The 18295-nt window shown below is 60.3% G+C and carries 20 protein-coding genes; 6 read left to right on the plus strand and 14 right to left on the minus strand.

Translation table 11 applies throughout. From position 1 onward, the window contains the following. Positions 1–43: 43 nt before the first annotated feature. The 9 genes from tolB to ruvC all read right to left on the minus strand — a co-directional run bounded on the left by tolB (position 44) and on the right by ruvC (position 7024). Positions 44–1363: a Tol-Pal system beta propeller repeat protein TolB gene (tolB, locus tag C1J05_RS15470; protein WP_114871039.1), complete on the minus strand. Its 1320-nt coding sequence runs from the start codon at positions 1361–1363 to the stop codon at positions 44–46. After that, positions 1360–2469 carry an energy transducer TonB gene (locus C1J05_RS15475; RefSeq protein WP_114871040.1) on the minus strand — a complete coding sequence of 370 codons (1110 nt, stop codon included), beginning with the start codon at positions 2467–2469 and terminating at the stop codon, positions 1360–1362. Before C1J05_RS15475 ends, tolB begins: the two co-directional genes overlap by 4 nt. 21 nt (positions 2470–2490) lie before the next feature. After that, a complete protein-coding gene (tolR, locus tag C1J05_RS15480; RefSeq protein ID WP_114871041.1) occupies positions 2491–2958 on the minus strand; it encodes a protein TolR in 468 nt (155 codons plus the stop codon). A gap of 3 nt (positions 2959–2961) precedes the next feature. Then, positions 2962–3657 carry a protein TolQ gene (gene tolQ, locus C1J05_RS15485; protein WP_114871042.1) on the minus strand — a complete coding sequence of 232 codons (696 nt, stop codon included), beginning with the start codon at positions 3655–3657 and terminating at the stop codon, positions 2962–2964. Between the two features lie 99 nt (positions 3658–3756). Further along, positions 3757–4146, minus strand: a complete 390-nt coding sequence (ybgC, locus tag C1J05_RS15490; RefSeq protein WP_114871043.1) for a tol-pal system-associated acyl-CoA thioesterase — start codon at positions 4144–4146, stop codon at positions 3757–3759. Next, entirely contained in the window at positions 4143–4769 is a 627-nt protein-coding gene (locus C1J05_RS15495; RefSeq protein ID WP_114871044.1) for a hypothetical protein, read from the minus strand. The genes ybgC and C1J05_RS15495 overlap by 4 nt, the downstream gene beginning before the upstream one ends. A gap of 17 nt (positions 4770–4786) precedes the next feature. Then, entirely contained in the window at positions 4787–5809 is a 1023-nt protein-coding gene (gene ruvB, locus C1J05_RS15500) for a Holliday junction branch migration DNA helicase RuvB (protein WP_114871045.1), read from the minus strand. Between the two features lie 40 nt (positions 5810–5849). Further along, positions 5850–6521, minus strand: a complete 672-nt coding sequence (gene ruvA, locus C1J05_RS15505) for a Holliday junction branch migration protein RuvA (protein WP_114871046.1) — start codon at positions 6519–6521, stop codon at positions 5850–5852. After that, complete coding sequence (gene ruvC / locus C1J05_RS15510; protein ID WP_114871047.1) at positions 6518–7024, minus strand: crossover junction endodeoxyribonuclease RuvC; 507 nt, start codon at positions 7022–7024, stop codon at positions 6518–6520. Before ruvC ends, ruvA begins: the two co-directional genes overlap by 4 nt. A gap of 333 nt (positions 7025–7357) precedes the next feature. Between ruvC and C1J05_RS15515 the strand changes: the two genes are divergently transcribed. After that, complete coding sequence (locus C1J05_RS15515) at positions 7358–7576, plus strand: DUF1127 domain-containing protein (protein WP_114871048.1); 219 nt, start codon at positions 7358–7360, stop codon at positions 7574–7576. Positions 7577–7693: 117 nt separating this feature from the next. On the opposite strand, the gene C1J05_RS15520 is transcribed toward C1J05_RS15515, so the two are convergent. From C1J05_RS15520 to C1J05_RS15535, 4 genes are all read right to left on the minus strand, one after another. Beyond that, positions 7694–7975 carry a hypothetical protein gene (locus C1J05_RS15520; RefSeq protein ID WP_254684620.1) on the minus strand — a complete coding sequence of 94 codons (282 nt, stop codon included), beginning with the start codon at positions 7973–7975 and terminating at the stop codon, positions 7694–7696. A gap of 163 nt (positions 7976–8138) precedes the next feature. Beyond that, the gene (locus C1J05_RS15525) at positions 8139–9020 is read right to left on the minus strand and encodes a 50S ribosomal protein L11 methyltransferase (protein WP_114872359.1); all 882 of its coding nucleotides are present in this window, start codon (positions 9018–9020) and stop codon (positions 8139–8141) included. Next, positions 9020–10408 carry an MATE family efflux transporter gene (locus tag C1J05_RS15530; RefSeq protein WP_254684621.1) on the minus strand — a complete coding sequence of 463 codons (1389 nt, stop codon included), beginning with the start codon at positions 10406–10408 and terminating at the stop codon, positions 9020–9022. The genes C1J05_RS15525 and C1J05_RS15530 overlap by 1 nt, the downstream gene beginning before the upstream one ends. A gap of 3 nt (positions 10409–10411) precedes the next feature. After that, positions 10412–11644: an MFS transporter gene (locus C1J05_RS15535; protein WP_114871050.1), complete on the minus strand. Its 1233-nt coding sequence runs from the start codon at positions 11642–11644 to the stop codon at positions 10412–10414. Between the two features lie 129 nt (positions 11645–11773). Here C1J05_RS15535 and C1J05_RS15540 point away from each other — a divergent pair, with 129 nt between their 5' ends. Next, complete coding sequence (locus tag C1J05_RS15540) at positions 11774–12832, plus strand: YeeE/YedE family protein (RefSeq protein ID WP_114871051.1); 1059 nt, start codon at positions 11774–11776, stop codon at positions 12830–12832. Between the two features lie 10 nt (positions 12833–12842). Here C1J05_RS15540 and C1J05_RS15545 read toward each other — a convergent pair whose 3' ends face one another. Beyond that, positions 12843–15008 (minus strand): primosomal protein N', encoded by a 2166-nt coding sequence (locus C1J05_RS15545; RefSeq protein ID WP_114872361.1) that lies wholly within the window; start codon positions 15006–15008, stop codon positions 12843–12845. A gap of 123 nt (positions 15009–15131) precedes the next feature. Between C1J05_RS15545 and fsa the strand changes: the two genes are divergently transcribed. From fsa to C1J05_RS15565, 4 genes are all read left to right on the plus strand, one after another. Then, positions 15132–15785, plus strand: a complete 654-nt coding sequence (fsa, locus tag C1J05_RS15550) for a fructose-6-phosphate aldolase (RefSeq protein WP_114871052.1) — start codon at positions 15132–15134, stop codon at positions 15783–15785. Positions 15786–15822: 37 nt separating this feature from the next. Next, complete coding sequence (locus C1J05_RS15555; RefSeq protein ID WP_114871053.1) at positions 15823–16530, plus strand: DUF484 family protein; 708 nt, start codon at positions 15823–15825, stop codon at positions 16528–16530. After that, complete coding sequence (locus C1J05_RS15560; protein WP_114871054.1) at positions 16527–17447, plus strand: tyrosine recombinase XerC; 921 nt, start codon at positions 16527–16529, stop codon at positions 17445–17447. The genes C1J05_RS15555 and C1J05_RS15560 overlap by 4 nt, the downstream gene beginning before the upstream one ends. 145 nt (positions 17448–17592) lie before the next feature. Further along, positions 17593–18294: a CDP-alcohol phosphatidyltransferase family protein gene (locus tag C1J05_RS15565; protein WP_114872362.1), complete on the plus strand. Its 702-nt coding sequence runs from the start codon at positions 17593–17595 to the stop codon at positions 18292–18294. Position 18295 lies beyond the last annotated feature (1 nt).

An 18295-nucleotide genomic window follows, 5' to 3' on the forward strand; every position in this document is an offset into this window, starting at 1 on the left:
ACAGTTGCCATGCTTTGTGAACGCGGTGACAACAGTACGGCTTTCAGTTTTGCAGGGGCGACCACGACGGGTCTGACGCCCCTTCCGGTGTGCGCACGGGTTTAAGGTTTCGCCCCGAAATATCAACAGAATAGAGCGATGCCCGCCCCCCGGCGCCCTGGGTTTCGCGCGTGAACATCAAAACGCGGCCATTGGGCGCCCATGTCGGGCCTTCATCCAGAAACGACGCCGTCAGCAGACGTTCTTCGCTGCCATCCAGCCGCATGACACCGATGTGAAAGCGCCCGTTGTTCTGCTTCGTAAACGCCACCAGATCGCCGCGCGGCGACCAAACCGGCGTACCATAGCGCCCCTGCCCAAAACTGATCCGGCGCGCTTCGCCGCCGCCGGCGGGCATGACATAAAGCTGCTGGGAACCGGACCGGTCACTTTCAAAGACGATCTGGGTGCCATCAGGCGAATAGCTGGGGGCGGTTTCGATCGATGGCGCATCGGTCAGACGCGCCCCGGCCCCGCTGGCGATATCCAAAGTATAGATATCCGTGTTGCCGCCCTGGGTGAGCGAATAAACCACCGTCTGGCCGTTGGGCGCAAATCTTGGCGCAAAGCTCATCGTGCCGTCCTGTTGTTGCAACACGCGGCGCTGCACGTTGCCGACATCCAGAACATAGATACGCGGAAATCCGGTTTCATAGCTGGTATACAGGACTCTGTCGCCGTTCGGGGAAAAGCGCGGCGCCAGAACGATGGCTTCGCTGCCGGTCAGGTACTGAACATTGGCGCCATCATAATCCATGATCGCAAGTCTTTTCTTGCGGTCATCCTTGGGGCCGGTTTCCGAAACAAACACCACGCGGCTGTCGAAATAGCCGCCCTCGCCGGTGATCCGGCTATAGACCGTATCCGCAACCTTGTGTGCAATGCGGCGCCAACCGTCCACGGTACCGGCCAGTTGCAGACCGCTGCCCAGTTCCGCCCCCGAGAACACATCATAGACACGAAACTTGACGGTCAATGTGTTGCCCGACACGTTTACCGCGCCCGTCACCAGCGCCTGCGCGTTGATCGCTTTCCAATCGGCATACTGAACCGGTGCCGCGAAATCGCTGATCTGCGAGATATAGGCGCTGGCCGGAATTTCACGGAACAGGCCCGTGCCGGTCAGATCGTCCGCGATCACGCGGGCGATGTTGGCACCGTATTCGCCCGCCGCGCCGGATTCTGCCACGAAATTGGGCACCGCATAGGGCAGTGGTTCGATCACGCCTTCGGTGATTTCAATCCGCAAGGGGCCGTTCTGGGCAAAGGCGGGCAAGCCAAACAGGCTTAGACACAACAGGAGGGTCGCAAGAAGTCGCATCATTTCAACCTCATTCCTTCCGGATTAAACGTCATTTCGATGTCACGCCACTGACTATACTTTTCAGCCGGCAGTTCAAAGCCGTTTGCGCCACATCTTATAATAGCGCGCCGCGCCGCGCCAAAGGCCTGATCGGCCGCCGCCGCCGATCCGCCCGAACTGCTGAGCATCCGGATCGACGGGGTTTGCGGCTTGCCATCCTCGGACAGGCTGACTGCAACAACGACCGTTGTGTTCAATGCATCCGTCGACAGCGATCCGACGTTCCAGCAATTTGAAACGGCAACGCGCAGCGCATCCCGTTCGCCTGCCGAAAGCGGCGGGCCGCTGGGCACGGACGGTTCCGTCGTGCCACCCAGCGCTTCTGCCAGCGCCGCGTTCACGGCGGTTTCGGTGTTTTCAGTGGGCGCGCTGGGGGCTGCGGGTTGCGCCGCGGGTGTCGGTGTTGGTGTCGGGGCGGGTGCGGACGGCCTGTTGGACGGTGGCCGGATCGAGCGCGCAGGCGCGGCTGTTGCTTCGGTCACGATCTGGGTTGTCGCCGCTTCCGGGGCTGTCGCCTCTTGCGGTTCCTGCTGCACGGTTTCGCCGGTTTCTTCGGCTGTTACGGCGTCTTGCGTCGTGTCGGACGGTGTCGCCTCGGGCTCGGGTTCGGCCACGGGTTCGGGGGCCACGCGATCTGCGGGGCGCGGCACGGCCTGTTCCGCCACTTCGGGGGCCAGAACCGCCACATCCTCGGGCGGGGCCGGTGGTGTCGGGGGTGTGTCTTCCACAACCGTTTCCGGCGACGATGGCGGGGCTAGGGGCACGGGCACTTCATCCGGCGGCGGCGTTTCTGACGGGGCCGGCGCGGACTGATCCGTTGCTACGTCCGGGGAAGACGCAATTTCGGGGGCGCCGGTGCCGGCATCCGGCGCTTGCGGCAGCGCCACTTCGGTTGCGGATTGCGGGGCGTCCTGCGCCGCGATCATCGCGGCATATTCAGCCCCCGAAATCATCGACACTTCGGTGATCTGAAACGGCAGGGGTTCGGCGGAAAAAATCCCGCCGAACAACGCCCAGCTGATCAGGCCGATATGGCCCGCGCCCGAGATATAGTTGGCCTTATCCATTCCAGACCTCACGCGGCAGCCTTAACTGCCGCTGTCGAGTGACGGGCCGCCGATATCGGTTACAAGCCCGATATTGGAAAACCCGCCCGCATTCAGCGCGCCCATCACCTGCATCACTTCGCTGTAGGGCACCGCCCCGTCCGCGCGCAGGAATATCCGGTCGCTTTCGCGTTCTGCCGCAATGGCGCGCAGTTTGGTGACCAGTGCGTCGCGCGCTATTTCGGTGGTTTGTATCTGGATGATGCCATCTGCCGTCAATGTGACGGTCAACGGCTCTTCCTGATCCGCAGGCAGTGCACCTGCGGCGGTTTTGGGCAATTCCACCGGCACACCCACCGTCAGCAACGGCGCGGCCACCATGAAAATGATCAGCAACACCAGCATCACATCAACAAAGGGCGTGACGTTGATTTCCGCCATCGGGCGGGTACGGTTGCCGCGGCCCCGCCGCCGCCCGCCGCCTTGTGGGGCCTGAACACCTGCACCCATGATCTAACTGTCCAACTGGCGGCTGAGGATGGTGGCAAATTCATCCGAAAAGGATTCGTAACCCTGAATGATCCGGTCACTGTCCGCGCTCAGCTTGTTGTACATGATTACCGCCGGGATCGCTGCCAGCAGGCCCAGACCGGTGGCCAGCAACGCCTCGGCGATGCCGGGGGCGACGACGGCCAGGTTGGTGTTTTGCTGTTCCGCGATTTCGATAAAGGCGTTCATGATACCCCAGACGGTTCCGAACAGCCCGACAAACGGGGCGGTCGATCCAACGGTGGCAAGCACCTGAAGCCCGCGCTGCAGATCTTCGGCCTCTTTGTTGATGGCCACATCCATCGACCGGTCGATGCGCGCCGTGGCCCCCGCGATCAATCCGCCATCATTGCGGTGCGACCTGTGCCATTCCATCATACCGGCGGCAAAAATCTTTTCCGAACTGCCGCGCGGTTGTGGCCCGATCTTTTCAAACAGCCCGTCCAGCGGCTCACCGGACCAGAACGCACGATCAAACGCCGCCGCTTCGGCGCGTGCCGCGCGGTAATCAAGAATTTTGCGGATAATGATGCTCCACGCCCAGAACGAGGCGACAATCAGCATCAACATCACGAGTTTTACGATAAAAGTGGCGCGCGCGAAAAGGCCCCACATGGAAAAATCAATTTCCTGCGCCAGTGCCAGCGTTTCTGCTTCCATTTGCCTGCTCTTTGTTGGTGGCCATTGGGCGGCCTTATTCCGCATCACGCTACTGCATAGCGCAATGAATTGCCAACAGTTCAGCGTCACAAGCCCGTGTTAATGTAGCATTAAGCGGATGTTTGCTGGCAAACGTGCAGGCTGGCCGCTGTCGGACAGGCAAACAATCGTCACGACAGCCGAAAACAACAGATCGGCGCCGCGTCGCACATCCTGTTTCATCACCAGCCGCGCCCCTGTCACGGCCTGCGTGGCGGTTTCGACCACCAGATCATCGTCAAACCTTGCGGGCATCAGGTAATCCGCTTCGACACGGCGCACGGCAAAGGCGACACCGTCGCGGTCTTTCATCTGGCGCTGGTCAATGCCCAGGCCACGCACCCAGTCGCTGCGCGCCCGTTCGATATACCGCAGATAATTGGCGTAATAGACGATGCCCGCCATATCGGTGTCTTCGTAATAGACGCGGATCGGAAAGGAATGGATCATTGCGGTGCTTCCAGCCGTGCAAACAGGCGCAACGCAAAGCTTTGATCCTGCGCCGCATGCGGCAGCATCGGATCATAGGCCGCGCGGATCAGGGCACCGATTTCGGGGCGCAACACCGACGCGCCATTCGGCAGGATCGCCAGCGGCGAGCAATCGGAAAACGCACGATCCGACCACAACAGGACAGATTGCACCATCTGGGACAGCGCCAGCGTATCTGCCGGAACCGCCGACAGATGTTCATCCATGCGCAGGAACACGAAACAGGCCTTGATCGCGCCCTGTTCGTCAAATCGGAAAATCCGGTATTGATTGGCCGACACGGCCTTCAGCTTTTCAACCAGCGGGGCCAGATCGGGCACCAGACGGTCAAGATCGGGCACGCCCAGCAATTCGTCCCAGTCGGCCATGAAAAACACCATCAGGTTGCTGCCCAGTTCCGGATCGGTTTCGGCCATATGATGGCCCGCCAGCATCATGATCGCTTCTAGCGCGCCCTTGAACACGCCCAGCGTTTCGTCCTGCACCCCGAACATCACGGGCGCAATCGGCCGCCCCCATCGCGCAAAGGCAAATTGCCCGTCCGCGCGGGTAAACAGGGCTTCAATTTCTTCTGGTGTCACGCCGGTCCTCTTGGTCTTTATGTATCAAACAGATCGCCGCCGCCCTTTGGCGCGGCCAGCCCCAGATGCGCCCACGCCTTGGGGGCCAGCATCCGCCCGCGCGGCGAGCGCTGCAACAAGCCCTGTTGCAGCAGGAACGGTTCGATCACCTCTTCCAGCGCATCACGGCTTTCGGACAGGGCCGCCGACAGGGTTTCGATCCCCACTGGTCCACCGGCGTAGTTTTCCGCGATCAGCCGCAGATAGCGCCTGTCGGCCCCGTCAAGGCCCAGATGATCCACCCCAAGCCGTGTCAGGGCGCGGTCTGCCAGTTCCTGCGTGACAGTGCCGTCACCTTCGACCACGGCAAAATCAACCACACGACGCAGCAACCGGCCCGCAATGCGCGGCGTGCCCCGCGCACGTTTGGCAATCTCGCGTGCGCCGGCCTCGTCCGCGGGCGCGCCCAGCTTGATCGCGTTGCGTGTGACGATCTGGTGCAGTTCGTCGACCGTGTAAAACTGCAACCGTGTCGGAATGCCAAAGCGGTCGCGCAGGGGCGTTGTCAGCAACCCCATGCGCGTAGTCGCCCCGACCAGCGTAAAGGGCTGCAATTCGATACGCACGGTGCGCGCTGCCGGGCCTTCGCCGATGACAAGGTCCAGTTCGAAATCTTCCAGAGCTGGATAAAGCACCTCTTCGACGGCCGGGTTAAGGCGGTGGATTTCATCGATGAACAGAACATCGCGCGATTCCAGATTGGTCAGGATCGCCGCCAGATCACCGGCCTTGGCCAGAACCGGCCCCGATGTCATCCGGAACCCCACGCCCAGTTCGCGCGCCATGATCTGCGCCAGCGTGGTTTTGCCCAATCCGGGCGGGCCGTGAAACAGGGTATGGTCCATCGCCTCGCCACGCATTTTGGCCGACTGGATGAACACGCGCAGATTTGCCCGCGCTTCAGCCTGACCGACGAAATCATCCAGCAATTGCGGACGCAGGGCGCGGTCGCTGTCTTCGGGCAGCGGTTCGGGGCGCAGAATGGGGTCTGTTTGCGTCATCGGGGCGTTCGATCCAGGGGGCGTGTGCACTCCATTCACCCTAGCCCTTTGGTGCCAGCAGTTTCAATGCGGCACGGATCAGATCAGGTGTTTGTGCCTCGGGGCTTTGTCCGGCGGCTTGCGCCACCGCGCCCGCCGCCTCGCTCGGGGCATAACCAAGATTGGACAGCGCCGACAGCGCTTCGGCCTGTGCAGAGGACGACCCTTGCGATGCAGGGGCCGCAACGGGAGCCGCTTCGATCACCTCATCCTCGGGCTGGGCGGGTTGGGTGCCCTGCGCGGCGGCCATGGTGCCGCCCATCGCCATGACGCCGGGGGCCTTGTCTTTCAGATCAAGAACGATGCGTTGCGCGATCTTTGGCCCGATGCCCTTGGCCGCCTTGACCGCATTCCAATCCCCCAGCGCAATCGCGCGGCCGACGCCGTCAGGCCCCAACGTTCCCAAAATCGCCAGCGAAGCCTTGGCCCCGACCCCCTGTACCGACATCAACAAACGGTGCCATTCCTTTTCCACCAATGTGGGAAATCCGAACAGTTGCATCAGGTCTTCTCGCACGACCAGATCAGTATAAAGCGAAACCGCCTCGCCCGTGGCGGGCAAACCTGCCAGGGTGCGATCCGAACAGAACACAAGATATCCGACGCCGCGTACATCAATCAGCAGGTGATCGGATGCGCGGTATTCGATGCGGCCAGTCAGTTTACCGATCATGCGCTGGCCTTGACTATCGCGGCAGCCAGAACGCCGGCTGATTTTGCGTGGTGGGCATGGCAAATCGCAATCGCCAGCGCATCGGCGGCATCGGCATTGGCGATCTCGACCCCGGGCAATTGCATCCGCACCATGTGATCCACCTGATTTTTGGCCGCGTGCCCTACCCCGACAACGGTTTTCTTGACGGTGTTGGGGGCATATTCGCCGACAGGCAAACCGGCCTGCGCAGGAACAAGCATGGCGATGCCGCGCGCCTGCCCCAGTTTCAGGGTCGCTGCACCGTCCTTGTTCACGAATGTCTGTTCCACCGCCGCCGTGTCCGGGGCGTATTGCGCGATCACAAGAGAAAGCTGTGTGTGCAGCGACAGCAATCTTTGCGCCAGATCCGTTCCATCCGACCGGCAGACACCGTTTGCGACATGGCTCAGCCGGCTGCCCTGAACGGAAATGATGCCCCATCCAAGATTTCGGAGTCCGGGATCAATCCCAATCACCCGCATGTCTGCCCCCTGCTTCGGTCAATTTGTTGCTTTTTTGATGCACTAGCACGAAAGGCGAACAAACGCCAAGCGTTTCGCGCCACTGGCCAAAAACGACATTTGCGCGAGCGCGCGCGACCCAAGCGGCCAGATTCGCCATTCCAAAGCACAAAAACGACGCCAACTTAGGTTAATTTTTGTAAAGATTACGGCGGTTTAGGCCACATTCTGAGCCATGCAGCCATTGCATATCGCACATGCAGAAACACAGCTTGCCGAAAACAATAGCCCCCCCTACATGCCCCTCAGACGAACAAAAACAACAGCGAACACTTTGATAGAAGGAAACGAGAAATGGCCGCTTTTGACACAACCCGCACCACATACGGCTCCGCCGGCTTTGCAGCTCGCATCGGTTCCGCAGTCTCCACCGTTCTGGGCATGATTGCCACATGGAACGATGCCCGCGTAACCCGCAACTCTCTGGCACAATTGTCGGATCGTGAACTGGACGATATCGGTCTGGTCCGTGGCGACATTGATGTAGTTGCAAATTCGCAAGCCCGCATCTGAAAACGTCCCAGCCAGTATCCGGCTGAAAAAATTCAAAGCCGCGTTGTCTGATCAAGACACGCGGCTTTTCCATTTTCTAAGGTCTACAATCTTGCAGGGGCTGAAACGCGTAACGCGTTATCGCAGGATCGGTCCCAGATGCCCTGCGATGAATTTGGTGGCACCATCCGCCTGCATGGCCCAGGCGCCGACTTTTTCGACAAAAGTGCCCTCACGCAGGTTGGCCAGTCGATCATCATAGGTGGTTGGCCCAAGCGTCGCCAGCAAGAACCCCTTGAAACCGAAGAACGCGATCAGCAAAAGGGCGATGCCTTTGATTGGCACCTGTATCCGGGGCCGGACAGGTTGCGCAACAATAAGACCATCAGACCGCAGCTTGGTTGTATAACCGCGCTCCATAGCCTGATGCTTGCGACCGATCTTTCGCAAGCGCTTGTTAAATTCAACATGTGCGTCAACCATGAAAACCCTCGAACAATCAAACCTCAACTTACGGATTATGCATAATCTGTAATTGTGGCAAAAAAGGGGCAAATCGTTGAAATGCGGTCAAATCAAGGCACTAGTCGGTGTTTTTCCGCAAAGTGAGCGTTGTCCATTCAACAATCTCGTCCCGTGACACCAGATTGAAGCCGTTGCGTGAATAAACAGAAATCACTTCGTCGGCCTGTTCGTTCAGAATACCGGACAGAATCGCATAAGCACCTGGCGCGGCGTATCTATTCATATCAGGCGCCAGCGCAACCAGCGGCCCTTTCAGGATATTGGCAAAGATCAGATCAAACGGCACGCGTGCGGCGATATCGGGGTGATCAAAGCCGGCGGCCTCGACACAGCGCACCCGGCCTTCCAGCCCGTTCGCGCGCAGATTTGCCATGGCCACATCCACCGCCACCTGATCGATATCGCTGGCCAGCACATCATCGGGCCAGATACGTGCAGCCGCCATGGCCAGAACCGCCGTGCCGCAGCCAATATCGACAACAGATTTTCCGACAAACCCGTTCTGCGCCAGCAGGTCCAGCGCCCGTAGGCACCCCAAAGTCGTTCCGTGGTGCCCCGTCCCAAAGGCCATCGCCGCCTCGATCAGCAACGGTTCGACATCGGGGTCGGTTGGCACCTGATCGGCATCGTGACTACCGTAGACAAAAAACCGCCCCGCCACCACGGGTTTCAGTTCCCGTCGTACATGAGCGACCCAATCGGTTTCCGGCAATTCGGACACGACAAAAGGCTTCGCATCAAACGCTGCCGCCATCAGGGCAAGTGCGCTTTCATCCGGCTTATCCGTGAAGTAACCGCCGACTTCCCACAAACCCGAACCGTCTTCGACCTCGAACACGCCGATGCCGGTGGGTTCAGGCACCAGCCGTTCCATCGCTTCACCCAGCCCCTCGGCCTGTGATTTCCCTGTCAGTGTGGTCAAAGCCGTATAGGTGGGCATCAGCGTCTCCGGAAGCGGTTGATATCCCGCCATCCGCGGCGGGTTTCAAGATCAAGCTCGGGGGGTGCAGTACCGATATTCCGGACAAAGTGCCAGCCCCACAGGGCGGCAAGCAAACCAACCAGAACAGCCAGAACGGCCTGCGCATAGATAACGCCGGTCGCCCCGAAGATACCGGCCATCCAAATCGCGGCCGGTAGGGTCAGCACACCATCACGCACCCATGTCAGAAGGGTAGCGCGGGCGGGTTTGCCCAAGGTGTTGAATGCCGCATTGGCAACAAAGAACGCGCCGGTGAAGACAAAAGCGCCCGCGCCGATATGGGTGAACGCCCGTAGCACCGCCAGACCATTCGGCGCAAGGCCGAACGCCGCACCGATCAATGGCCCGCTTAGAACCAGAACTGACCAGACCGCCAGCGTATAAAGGACACAAAACACCATCGCATCGCGGAAAATCGTGCCAAGCCTGTCATAGTGACCCGCGCCGAAATTCTGCCCGAAAATACCGCCGATGGCCCCGGCCAGCGCGAATATCCCGCCAAACGCCACCACTGTCAGACGGCTGACGACGGCCCAGCCTGCCACGGCATCGTCCCCGAATTGCGACAGGACAGAGGTCAGAACGTAATTGCCGAACGGCGTTGCCATCTGGGTCAGGATTGCGGGCGCGGCAATGGCCACGAACGGGCGCAGGTGGCGCCACATGTCGTGCATATCGGGCCATGCGATCAGATCATGCACCCGTGTCGCAAACAACAGCGCCGCCGTCACCAGCACGATCCGCGATATGTTCAGCCCGATCGCGGCCCCGTCCAGCCCCAAACCCAGTCCGATGATCAGCAAGGGATCAACAAAGATGGAAACGGTGCCGGACCAGAATGTGACATACATCGCGCGACGCCCGTCCCCTTCGGCCCGCAACACGCCGCTGGCCACCAGCCCGATCACCATGAAGGTCAGCGATGGCAGCGTCATCGCCAGATACCGCGCGGCCAGATCCAGCGTCTCTCCGGTGGCGCCGGCCAGTTCCAGGATGTCGTAGCGGAAATAGATCACCACGCCCGCCAGAAGCGCCTGCATGACAAACCCGAACGCCGCTGCACTGCCCGCCTGCCGGCGCGCTTCGGCCTGTTCGCCCCGTCCGATCGAACGCGACACCAGTGCCGTGGCCGCAATCATCAGCCCAACGCCCGATGACACCGAAAAGAACTGGATCGCAAAGGCAAACCCGATCGCCGCCACCAGACGCGCATCGCCCAGTTGGGAAATCCAGAACAGATTGGCGGCATCGACCAGAAAGACAAACGTGATGCCAAGTGCACCAGTGGCCGTCATCCGCGACACATGGCCCATCGTGGACCCGGTCAGGAACCGGCCCTGAGCCATGTTTTATTCGGCCGCAGCCGGTACGTACCGGGAAAAGATCGTTTCGTTACCCGGTTCGGGGTGGCGCGGGATCATCATCGCAAGGATCAGCGAAACACCCGCCATACCCGCCGCCAGCGCAAACACCGCCCCCGGCGACAACAGCCACAAAAGCCCCAAGCCCACCGGCAGAAACACCGCCGCGATATGATTGATGGTAAAGGCCACGGCGGCGGTAGGTGCAATATCGCCCGGATCGGCGATTTTCTGGAAATAGGTCTTCAGCGCCAGCGCCAGCGCAAAAAATAGATGGTCGACCACGTAGAGCGTCGCCGCCAGAAGAACGCCCCAGCCAAAGAAATAGATGCCGCCATAAGCCAGAAAAACGATAATCAGACCGACATATTCAAAGCACAGCGTGTTGCGTTCCCCAAAGACGGCCACGGCCTTGCCCATGAACGGGCCAAATACCATGTTGGCCAGCAGATTGATCAGATAAAGCGCCGTCACCTCGTGGACGGCAAAGCCGAATTTTTCGACCATCATGAAACCGGCGAACACCACAAAAATCTGGCGCCGCGCGCCCGACATGAATTGCAACGCGTAATAAAGCCAGTAGCGTTTGCGCAGGATCAGCCGTTTGATCTGGGGGTTCGGCGCCTCGAACTGTGGATAGGCCAGCAAACAGAACAGCGCGATTGCCGCCGTCAACCCGCCCGACAGCATGTACACGATGTTATAGGTCAGCCCCAGCGGCTCCCAAAGCAACACGATCAGACCGTAGGAAAACAACGTGGCCGCAGACCCTGCCGCCACCAGCCAGCCCAGCACCTGTGGCGCGCGGTCTTTTGGCAGCCATTGCAGTTGCAGCGACTGGTTGACCGTTTCGTAATAGTGAAACCCGATCGAGGACAGCATCGTGATGGTCAGGATACCGCCCAGAGAAGGGAACCACGCTGTGATCGCTGTGGCCGCACCCAGCAGGATCAATGACACAAGGCCAAGCACCTGTTCGCGCATAAAAATGATGATCGCGATCACCCCGACCGCCAGAAACCCCGGAATTTCGCGCACGGTATGCAACAATCCGATGTCCGAGCCGTCAAAATCGGCAACCTCGATCACGAAATTGTTCAGCAGTGCCGACCATGTTGCAAAGGCAATCGGCATCGCCGCCGCCATCAGAAACAGCAGTGTCGTCGGACGACGCCAGAGCGGCAATGCGCGAGCATCGGCAAGGGGTACAATGCGGGCCATGCATGTCTATTAGGCCGATCCGGTCGCGCTGACGAGGGGCAAAATCGCACATCTGATCTGCATCAAAGTGGCAGGGGCGCACTGTGGTGTACACATTCAAGAAAGCTTATGCGGAAAACGAGGCCGGATATGGACCTGATTGCACTGGTGGAACGGATTGGAGAGGCGCCGACAGCGGCGTTGTTCGGAATGATCACGGGGCTGACATTCGGCATCGCCGCGCACCGGTCGCGGTTTTGCCTGCGCGCGGCAACGGTCGAATTTGCCCGCGGGTCCATGGGGCCTGCTGTTGCAGTGTGGTTGCTGACGTTTTCAACCGCTCTGGTCTGGGTTCAGGGTGCCAGCCTGACGGGCCTGATGCGCGCCGAGGACGCCCGCATGATGGCTGTCGCCGGAAGCTGGTCAGGCGCGATTATCGGCGGACTGATGTTCGGCATCGGAATGGTGCTGGCGCGTGGCTGTTCGGGGCGGTTGCTGGTGCTGGCCGCCACCGGCAACATGCGTTCGATCGTCTCTGGCCTGATCTTTGCGGTGATCGCCCAGATGAGCCTTGGCGGATGGCTGACACCGGCGCGGGAATATCTGGCGGGGCTATGGGTTACGCCGGGCGGGCGAAATGTTGATCTGCTGTCGACCAGCGGTATGCCGGATTACATGGGTCTGGTCATGGGCATCGCACTGGCGGTTCTGGCGCTGGAAATCTCGCGCCGTAACAGGATCGGGTTTGGCAGGCTTGTGTTTGCCTCGGGCGTCGGGTTTGCCGTTGCCGTGGGGTGGGTTCTGACATTCGGGCTGTCGCAGGTGGCCTTTGAACCTGTGCAGATCGAAAGTGCCACATTTACAGGCCCTTCAGCCCATACGTTAATGTATTTTCTGGATCGCAATGCCGTGCTGGAATTCGACATCGGCCTGGTGCCAGGCGTTTTTATCGGCGCATTGATATCAGCCGCGCTGACGCGCGAGTTGCGCTGGCAGGCCTTTGACAACGCGCTGGTGATGCGCAAGGCGATGATCGGTGCGGCGCTGATGGGCTTTGGCGGTATGCTGGCCGGAGGCTGTGCCATCGGTGCAGGTGTTACCGGCGGATCGATCTTTGTCGCGACAGCATGGCTGGCCCTGTTCTGCATGTGGATCGGCGCGATGGCGACAGATTACCTGATTGATCAGAAGCATCTGGCAACCGCCTGATATAAATAACTTAATAGAAGCTCTGAGGGTCGATATCGACGGCAAGGCGCAGATCGCCCTTAAGGCGGAACTGGCCGATCCATTCGCTGACCGCCTGTTGCAACGGCGCGCCCTTGTCTGCCTTGACAAGCAGGCGTACGCGGTGACGCCCGCGGATACGCGCAATCGGGGCGGGCGCCGGCCCGAACACCTGCGCCCCGATCCGGCGCAGGGGCGCATCGCGCCGGGCCATGTCATTGCCCAGATCAAAGACCTGCGCCACATCCGACGATGACAGGATGATGCCCGCCATGCGCCCGAATGGCGGCACACCGGCCTGCGCACGTTCCGCTGCTTCGGCCGTCCAGAACCCTGTTTCATCACCCGCCAGAATCGCGCGGATCACCGGATGGTCCGGCTGGTAGGTCTGCAAAAGCGCCGTGCCCGGTTTGTCTGCACGCCCGGATCGCCCCGCGACCTGCCGCATCAGCTGAAACGTGCGTTCGGCGGCGCGCAGATCGGACCCCTGAAGCCCCAGATCGGCATCAATCACGCCCACCAGAGTCAGAAGTGGAAAATTGTGCCCCTTCGCAACAAGTTGCGTCCCGATGATGATGTCGGCTTGCCCGGCGGCAATCGCCTCGATCTCGGCCTTGAGGGCGCGCGCACTGCCGTACATATCGGAACTGAGCGTGGCAATGCGTGCGTCCGGGAAACAGGCCGCCGCCTCTTCGCCCAGCCGCTCTACCCCGGGGCCGACGGGGGCAAGACGGTCTTCTGCATCGCAAGACGGGCACTTGTCGGGGATCGGTTTGCTTTCGCCGCACTGATGGCAGACCAGACGTTTCAGAAAGCGGTGTTCCACCATGCGCGCATCGCAGTGATCACATCCGATCTGGTGGCCGCACGCACGGCACAGGGTGATCGGCGCATAGCCACGCCGGTTGATGAACAGCAGCGCCTGTTCGCCCTTTGCCAGACGGTCCTGCACGGCGGATTGCAAGCTGGGTGATATCCAGCGATCGGATGGCAGGGCTTCCGTTCGCATGTCGATGGCGCGCATGTCGGGCATCACCGCCTCTCCGAACCGCGTCGTCAGTTCCAGCTTGTCGTATTTTCCGGCTTGCGCGTTTGTCCAGCTTTCCAGCGACGGTGTGGCGCTGGCCAGCACCACGCGCGCGCCGCAAATAGAGGCCCGCAAAACCGCCATGTCGCGCGCATTGTACAGCACCCCGTCTTCCTGCTTGTAGGATGTATCATGTTCTTCATCGACCACGATCAGGCCCAGATCCTGAAACGGCAGAAACAGGGCCGAGCGCGCACCAACGACAAGTTGCGCGCCCCCCTGCCCGATCATGCGCCATGTGCGGCGCCGTTCCGTCATCGTGACGCCGGAATGCCATTCGGCAGGCTGCGCCCCGAAACGCGCCTGCACGCGGGTCAGAAATTCGGCTGTCAGGGCAATTTCGGGCAACAGCACCAGCGCCTGCCGCCCCATCGCCAGACATTCTGCCACCGCTTCCAGATAAACCTCGGTCTTGCCCGATCCGGTGACGCCGCGCAGCAATGTGGTGCCGTAGGTTTCCGCCCGCACCGCCTGTTTCAGCGTTGCAGCGCCCGCCGCCTGATCCGGGGTCAGCGCCTTTCCGGGCAAGGCGGGGTCAAGCCGCGCGAACGGCATGTCGCGCGGGCTGTCTTCTTCGCGCACCACGCCTTGCACAGCCAGCCCTTTGATAACGGATGTTGATACGCCTGCCACCTCGGCCAGTTCCTTCAGCGTAAAGGCCAGACCGCCATATTCCTCAAGCGCGTCAAGAACACGGCTGCGCGCTGCCGTGGCGCGATCGGGCAAACCGGTCCCGCGCCGGTACACCTTGCGCATCGACGGCGGATCGCCCAGCCCCGGTGCCCGCGTGGCAAGCCGCAGCATGGCGGGCATTGGCGTCAGCGTATAATCGGCCGCGCGGCGCAGAAATTCGCGCATTTCCTCGCGCATCGGGGCGGCATCCAGCACCCGGATGACCGAACGGATTTTTGCAAGATCATAATCGCCCTTGCCCGGCCCCCATACCACACCCAGCACCTTGCGCGGGCCCAGCGGCACCTCGACAAAGGCGCCGCGCTGACAGCCACCTTCGGGTGCCTTGTAATCCAGCAGCCGATCCAGCGGCTGGGCGGTCAACACCCCCACCAGCATGCCTTCGTCAAAGAATTGCGGATCGGTCACGCGGCCTCGTTCAAGAATTCAGGGTTTCAGCGTCGCACGTCATGAGGTAAAGCCATCGCAAGCCAACGCCAACCCATCAAAGGACCGCTGCCCATGAAATTTTTTGTCGACACCGCCGAAATCAACGAAATCGCCGAACTGAACGATCTGGGCATGGTCGATGGCGTCACGACAAACCCGTCGCTGATCATGAAATCGGGCCGCGACATCCTGGAAGTGACCAAGGAAATCTGTGATCTGGTCGATGGTCCTGTCAGCGCCGAAGTCGTCGCGACCGAAGCAGACGCCATGATTGCCGAGGGCCGCAAGCTGGCCAAGATCGCAGACAACATTGCCGTCAAGGTGCCGCTGACATGGGCTGGCCTAAAAGCGTGCAAGACATTGTCGGGCGAAGGCAACATGGTGAACGTGACCTTGTGTTTTTCGGCCAATCAGGCGCTGTTGGCGGCCAAGGCTGGTGCGACATTCATCAGCCCCTTTATCGGGCGGCTGGACGATATCAATCTGGACGGCATGGACCTGATCGCGGACATTCGCACGATCTATGACAATTACGGCTACGAGACCGAGATTCTGGCGGCATCGATCCGGACGGTGAACCACATTACGCAAAGCGCGCTGATCGGGGCTGATGTCATCACCGCCCCGCCTGCCGTGATCAAAAAGCTGGCGGATCACCCGTTGACCAAGTCCGGCCTTGACGCCTTTTTGGCAGATTGGGAAAAAACAGGTCAAAAAATCCTGTAAGTCGTGTTATAGCCAAACAAATCGGTAAGAGGTCGGTATGAGTGGACAGCCAAAAATAGAAGATGCTTTGCGTAAAACGATCATGTCTCAGCCTGATGTAATTCTGGATGATCAGGATGTGATGCAGGCCCTGGTCGCTGCGAATGAAAAATCGATGGGCGGCAACATCATTGATTTGCGCGGCATCGCAATGGAACGGCTGGAAGCGCGGCTGGACCGGCTGGAAGACACCCACCGCAGCGTGATTGCCGCGGCCTATGAAAATCTGGCCGGTACAAATCAGGTTCACCGCGCAATCCTGCGCCTGCTGGATCCGGTCGAGTTCGAGACCTTTCTGCGGGATCTGGGCGGTGAGGTGGCCGAAATTCTGCGGGTGGACGCGATCAAGCTGGTTCTGGAATCTGTCCAGTGCGAAGCTGACCCCGCTGTTGCGCGGCTGGACGGAGTTCTCAATGTTGCGGCCCCCGGATTTATCGAAAGCTACCTGAACGATGGTCGTGGCGATAACTCTCGTCAGGTCACATTGCGCCAGGTTCAGGATGCATCACCCTTTATCTATGGGCAGCAGGCAGACTGGATCCGCTCTGAAGCGGCGCTGAGGCTGGATTTTGGCGAAGGCCGTCTGCCCGGGTTGCTGGTGATGGGGGCGGAAGATCCGCACCATTTCACCCCGCAGCACGGCACTGATCTGCTGGCATTCTTCGCGGGCGTGTTCGAGCGTGCGATGCGCCGCTGGTTGTCTTGACCCTGATTTCACCCGCTGCACAGGACAGTCTGGCCCGTTGGCTGGAAACACAAAAATCGCTTGATGGCGCGTCTGACAACACGATCACGGCCTATCGGGGCGATGTCAGCGAATTCATTGCCTTCATGAGCACACATCACGGGCAAAGCCAGGGTCTAGGCGCATTGGCACAAATCGACGTTGCCGATATGCGATCCTGGATGGCGTATATGCGCAGTACGGGAACAGGTGCCCGATCCCTTGCGCGCAAGCTGTCGGCGGTGAAATCCTTTTATCGCTGGCTTGCGACGCGCGAAGGGTTTGAACCCACGGCGGTATTGTCCACCCGATCGCCCAAATTCCAGAAAAAGCTGCCACGCCCGCTGGCCGAAGACGCGGCGCGCGCCATGATCGACACTGTCGAACTGCAAAGCCAGAGCGATTGGGTCGCTGCGCGGGACGTTGCTGTTGTGACTGTGCTTTACGGTTGCGGATTACGCATATCCGAAGCTTTGGGGCTGTCCGGCAAAGAGGTCCCATTGCCCAAGGTCTTGCGCATTGTCGGCAAGGGCGGAAAAGAACGCGTCGTTCCCGTGATCGATGCCGCGCGTCAGGCTGTATCCACATATGTGCGCCTGTGTCCCCACCCGATGGAACCGAAACAACCGCTGTTTCGCGGCGTGCGCGGCGGCCCGCTTAATCCGCGCGCCATACAAAAAGCGATGGCGGCCGCGCGCATGCAGCTTGGCCTGCCTGCATCGGCGACGCCGCACGCCCTGCGCCACAGCTTTGCAACGCATCTGTTATCGGCGGGGGGCGATCTGCGCGCGATACAGGAATTGTTGGGGCACGCATCCCTGTCGACCACACAGGCCTATACGGCGGTCGATACGGCGCGCCTGATGGAGGTGTATAACCGGACGCATCCCAAAGCCTGAATGGGGTCCCCCCCTGTTGTCCGGTCTATGCAATCCACATTCACGCAACCTGTCCGTGCCTCTTGCGCAACCTCTGGATAGAGATTGCCCGTCTGGTCCGGTTTTCGTTTTGCAAATCCGGTGCGCTTGCGCCATGACGGACGGCATGACACCTCAACGCCAAGCTCTTGCCGTGCACCTTCTTACCGCCACCGGTGCTGTTTTCGCGATGTTGGCCATGCTGGCTGCCGTCGATGAAAAATGGGACCTGATGTTTCTGTGGCTGGTCGTCTCGTTCGCGGTAGATGGCATAGATGGTCCGCTGGCGCGAAAATACCACGTCAAGAAATATGCACCCGAATTTGACGGCGTGTTGATGGACCTGATCATCGACTATCTGACCTATGTGTTCATTCCGGCTTTTGCACTGTTCAAATCCGGGCTGATGGACGGCTGGACCGGCTGGTTCGCGATTATTGTCATCACCTTTGCCAGCGCCATGTATTTCGCAGACACCCGCATGAAAACAAAAGACAATTCCTTTTCGGGCTTTCCCGGATGCTGGAACATGCTTGTGCTGGTTATCTTTGCGCTGGAACCGAATTTCTGGGTGTCGCTTGCCCTTGTTACCGCGCTCGCCATCGCGATGTTCCTGCCGCTGAAATTCGTGCATCCGGTGCGCACGGAACGGTGGCGCACCCTGACCCTGCCGATGGCGCTGGCCTGGACGTTTTTTGCAGGATGGGCCGCTTGGGTTGATTTCCATCCCGAAAGCTGGGCCCATTGGGGGCTGGTCATCACCAGCGTCTACCTGACATTTGCAGGCATCGCGCAGCAGATCATTCCGGAAAAAAACGCGGCCGACTGAT

It is taken from the genome of Sulfitobacter sp. JL08 (assembly GCF_003352045.1).
GTDB lineage: Bacteria > Pseudomonadota > Alphaproteobacteria > Rhodobacterales > Rhodobacteraceae > JL08.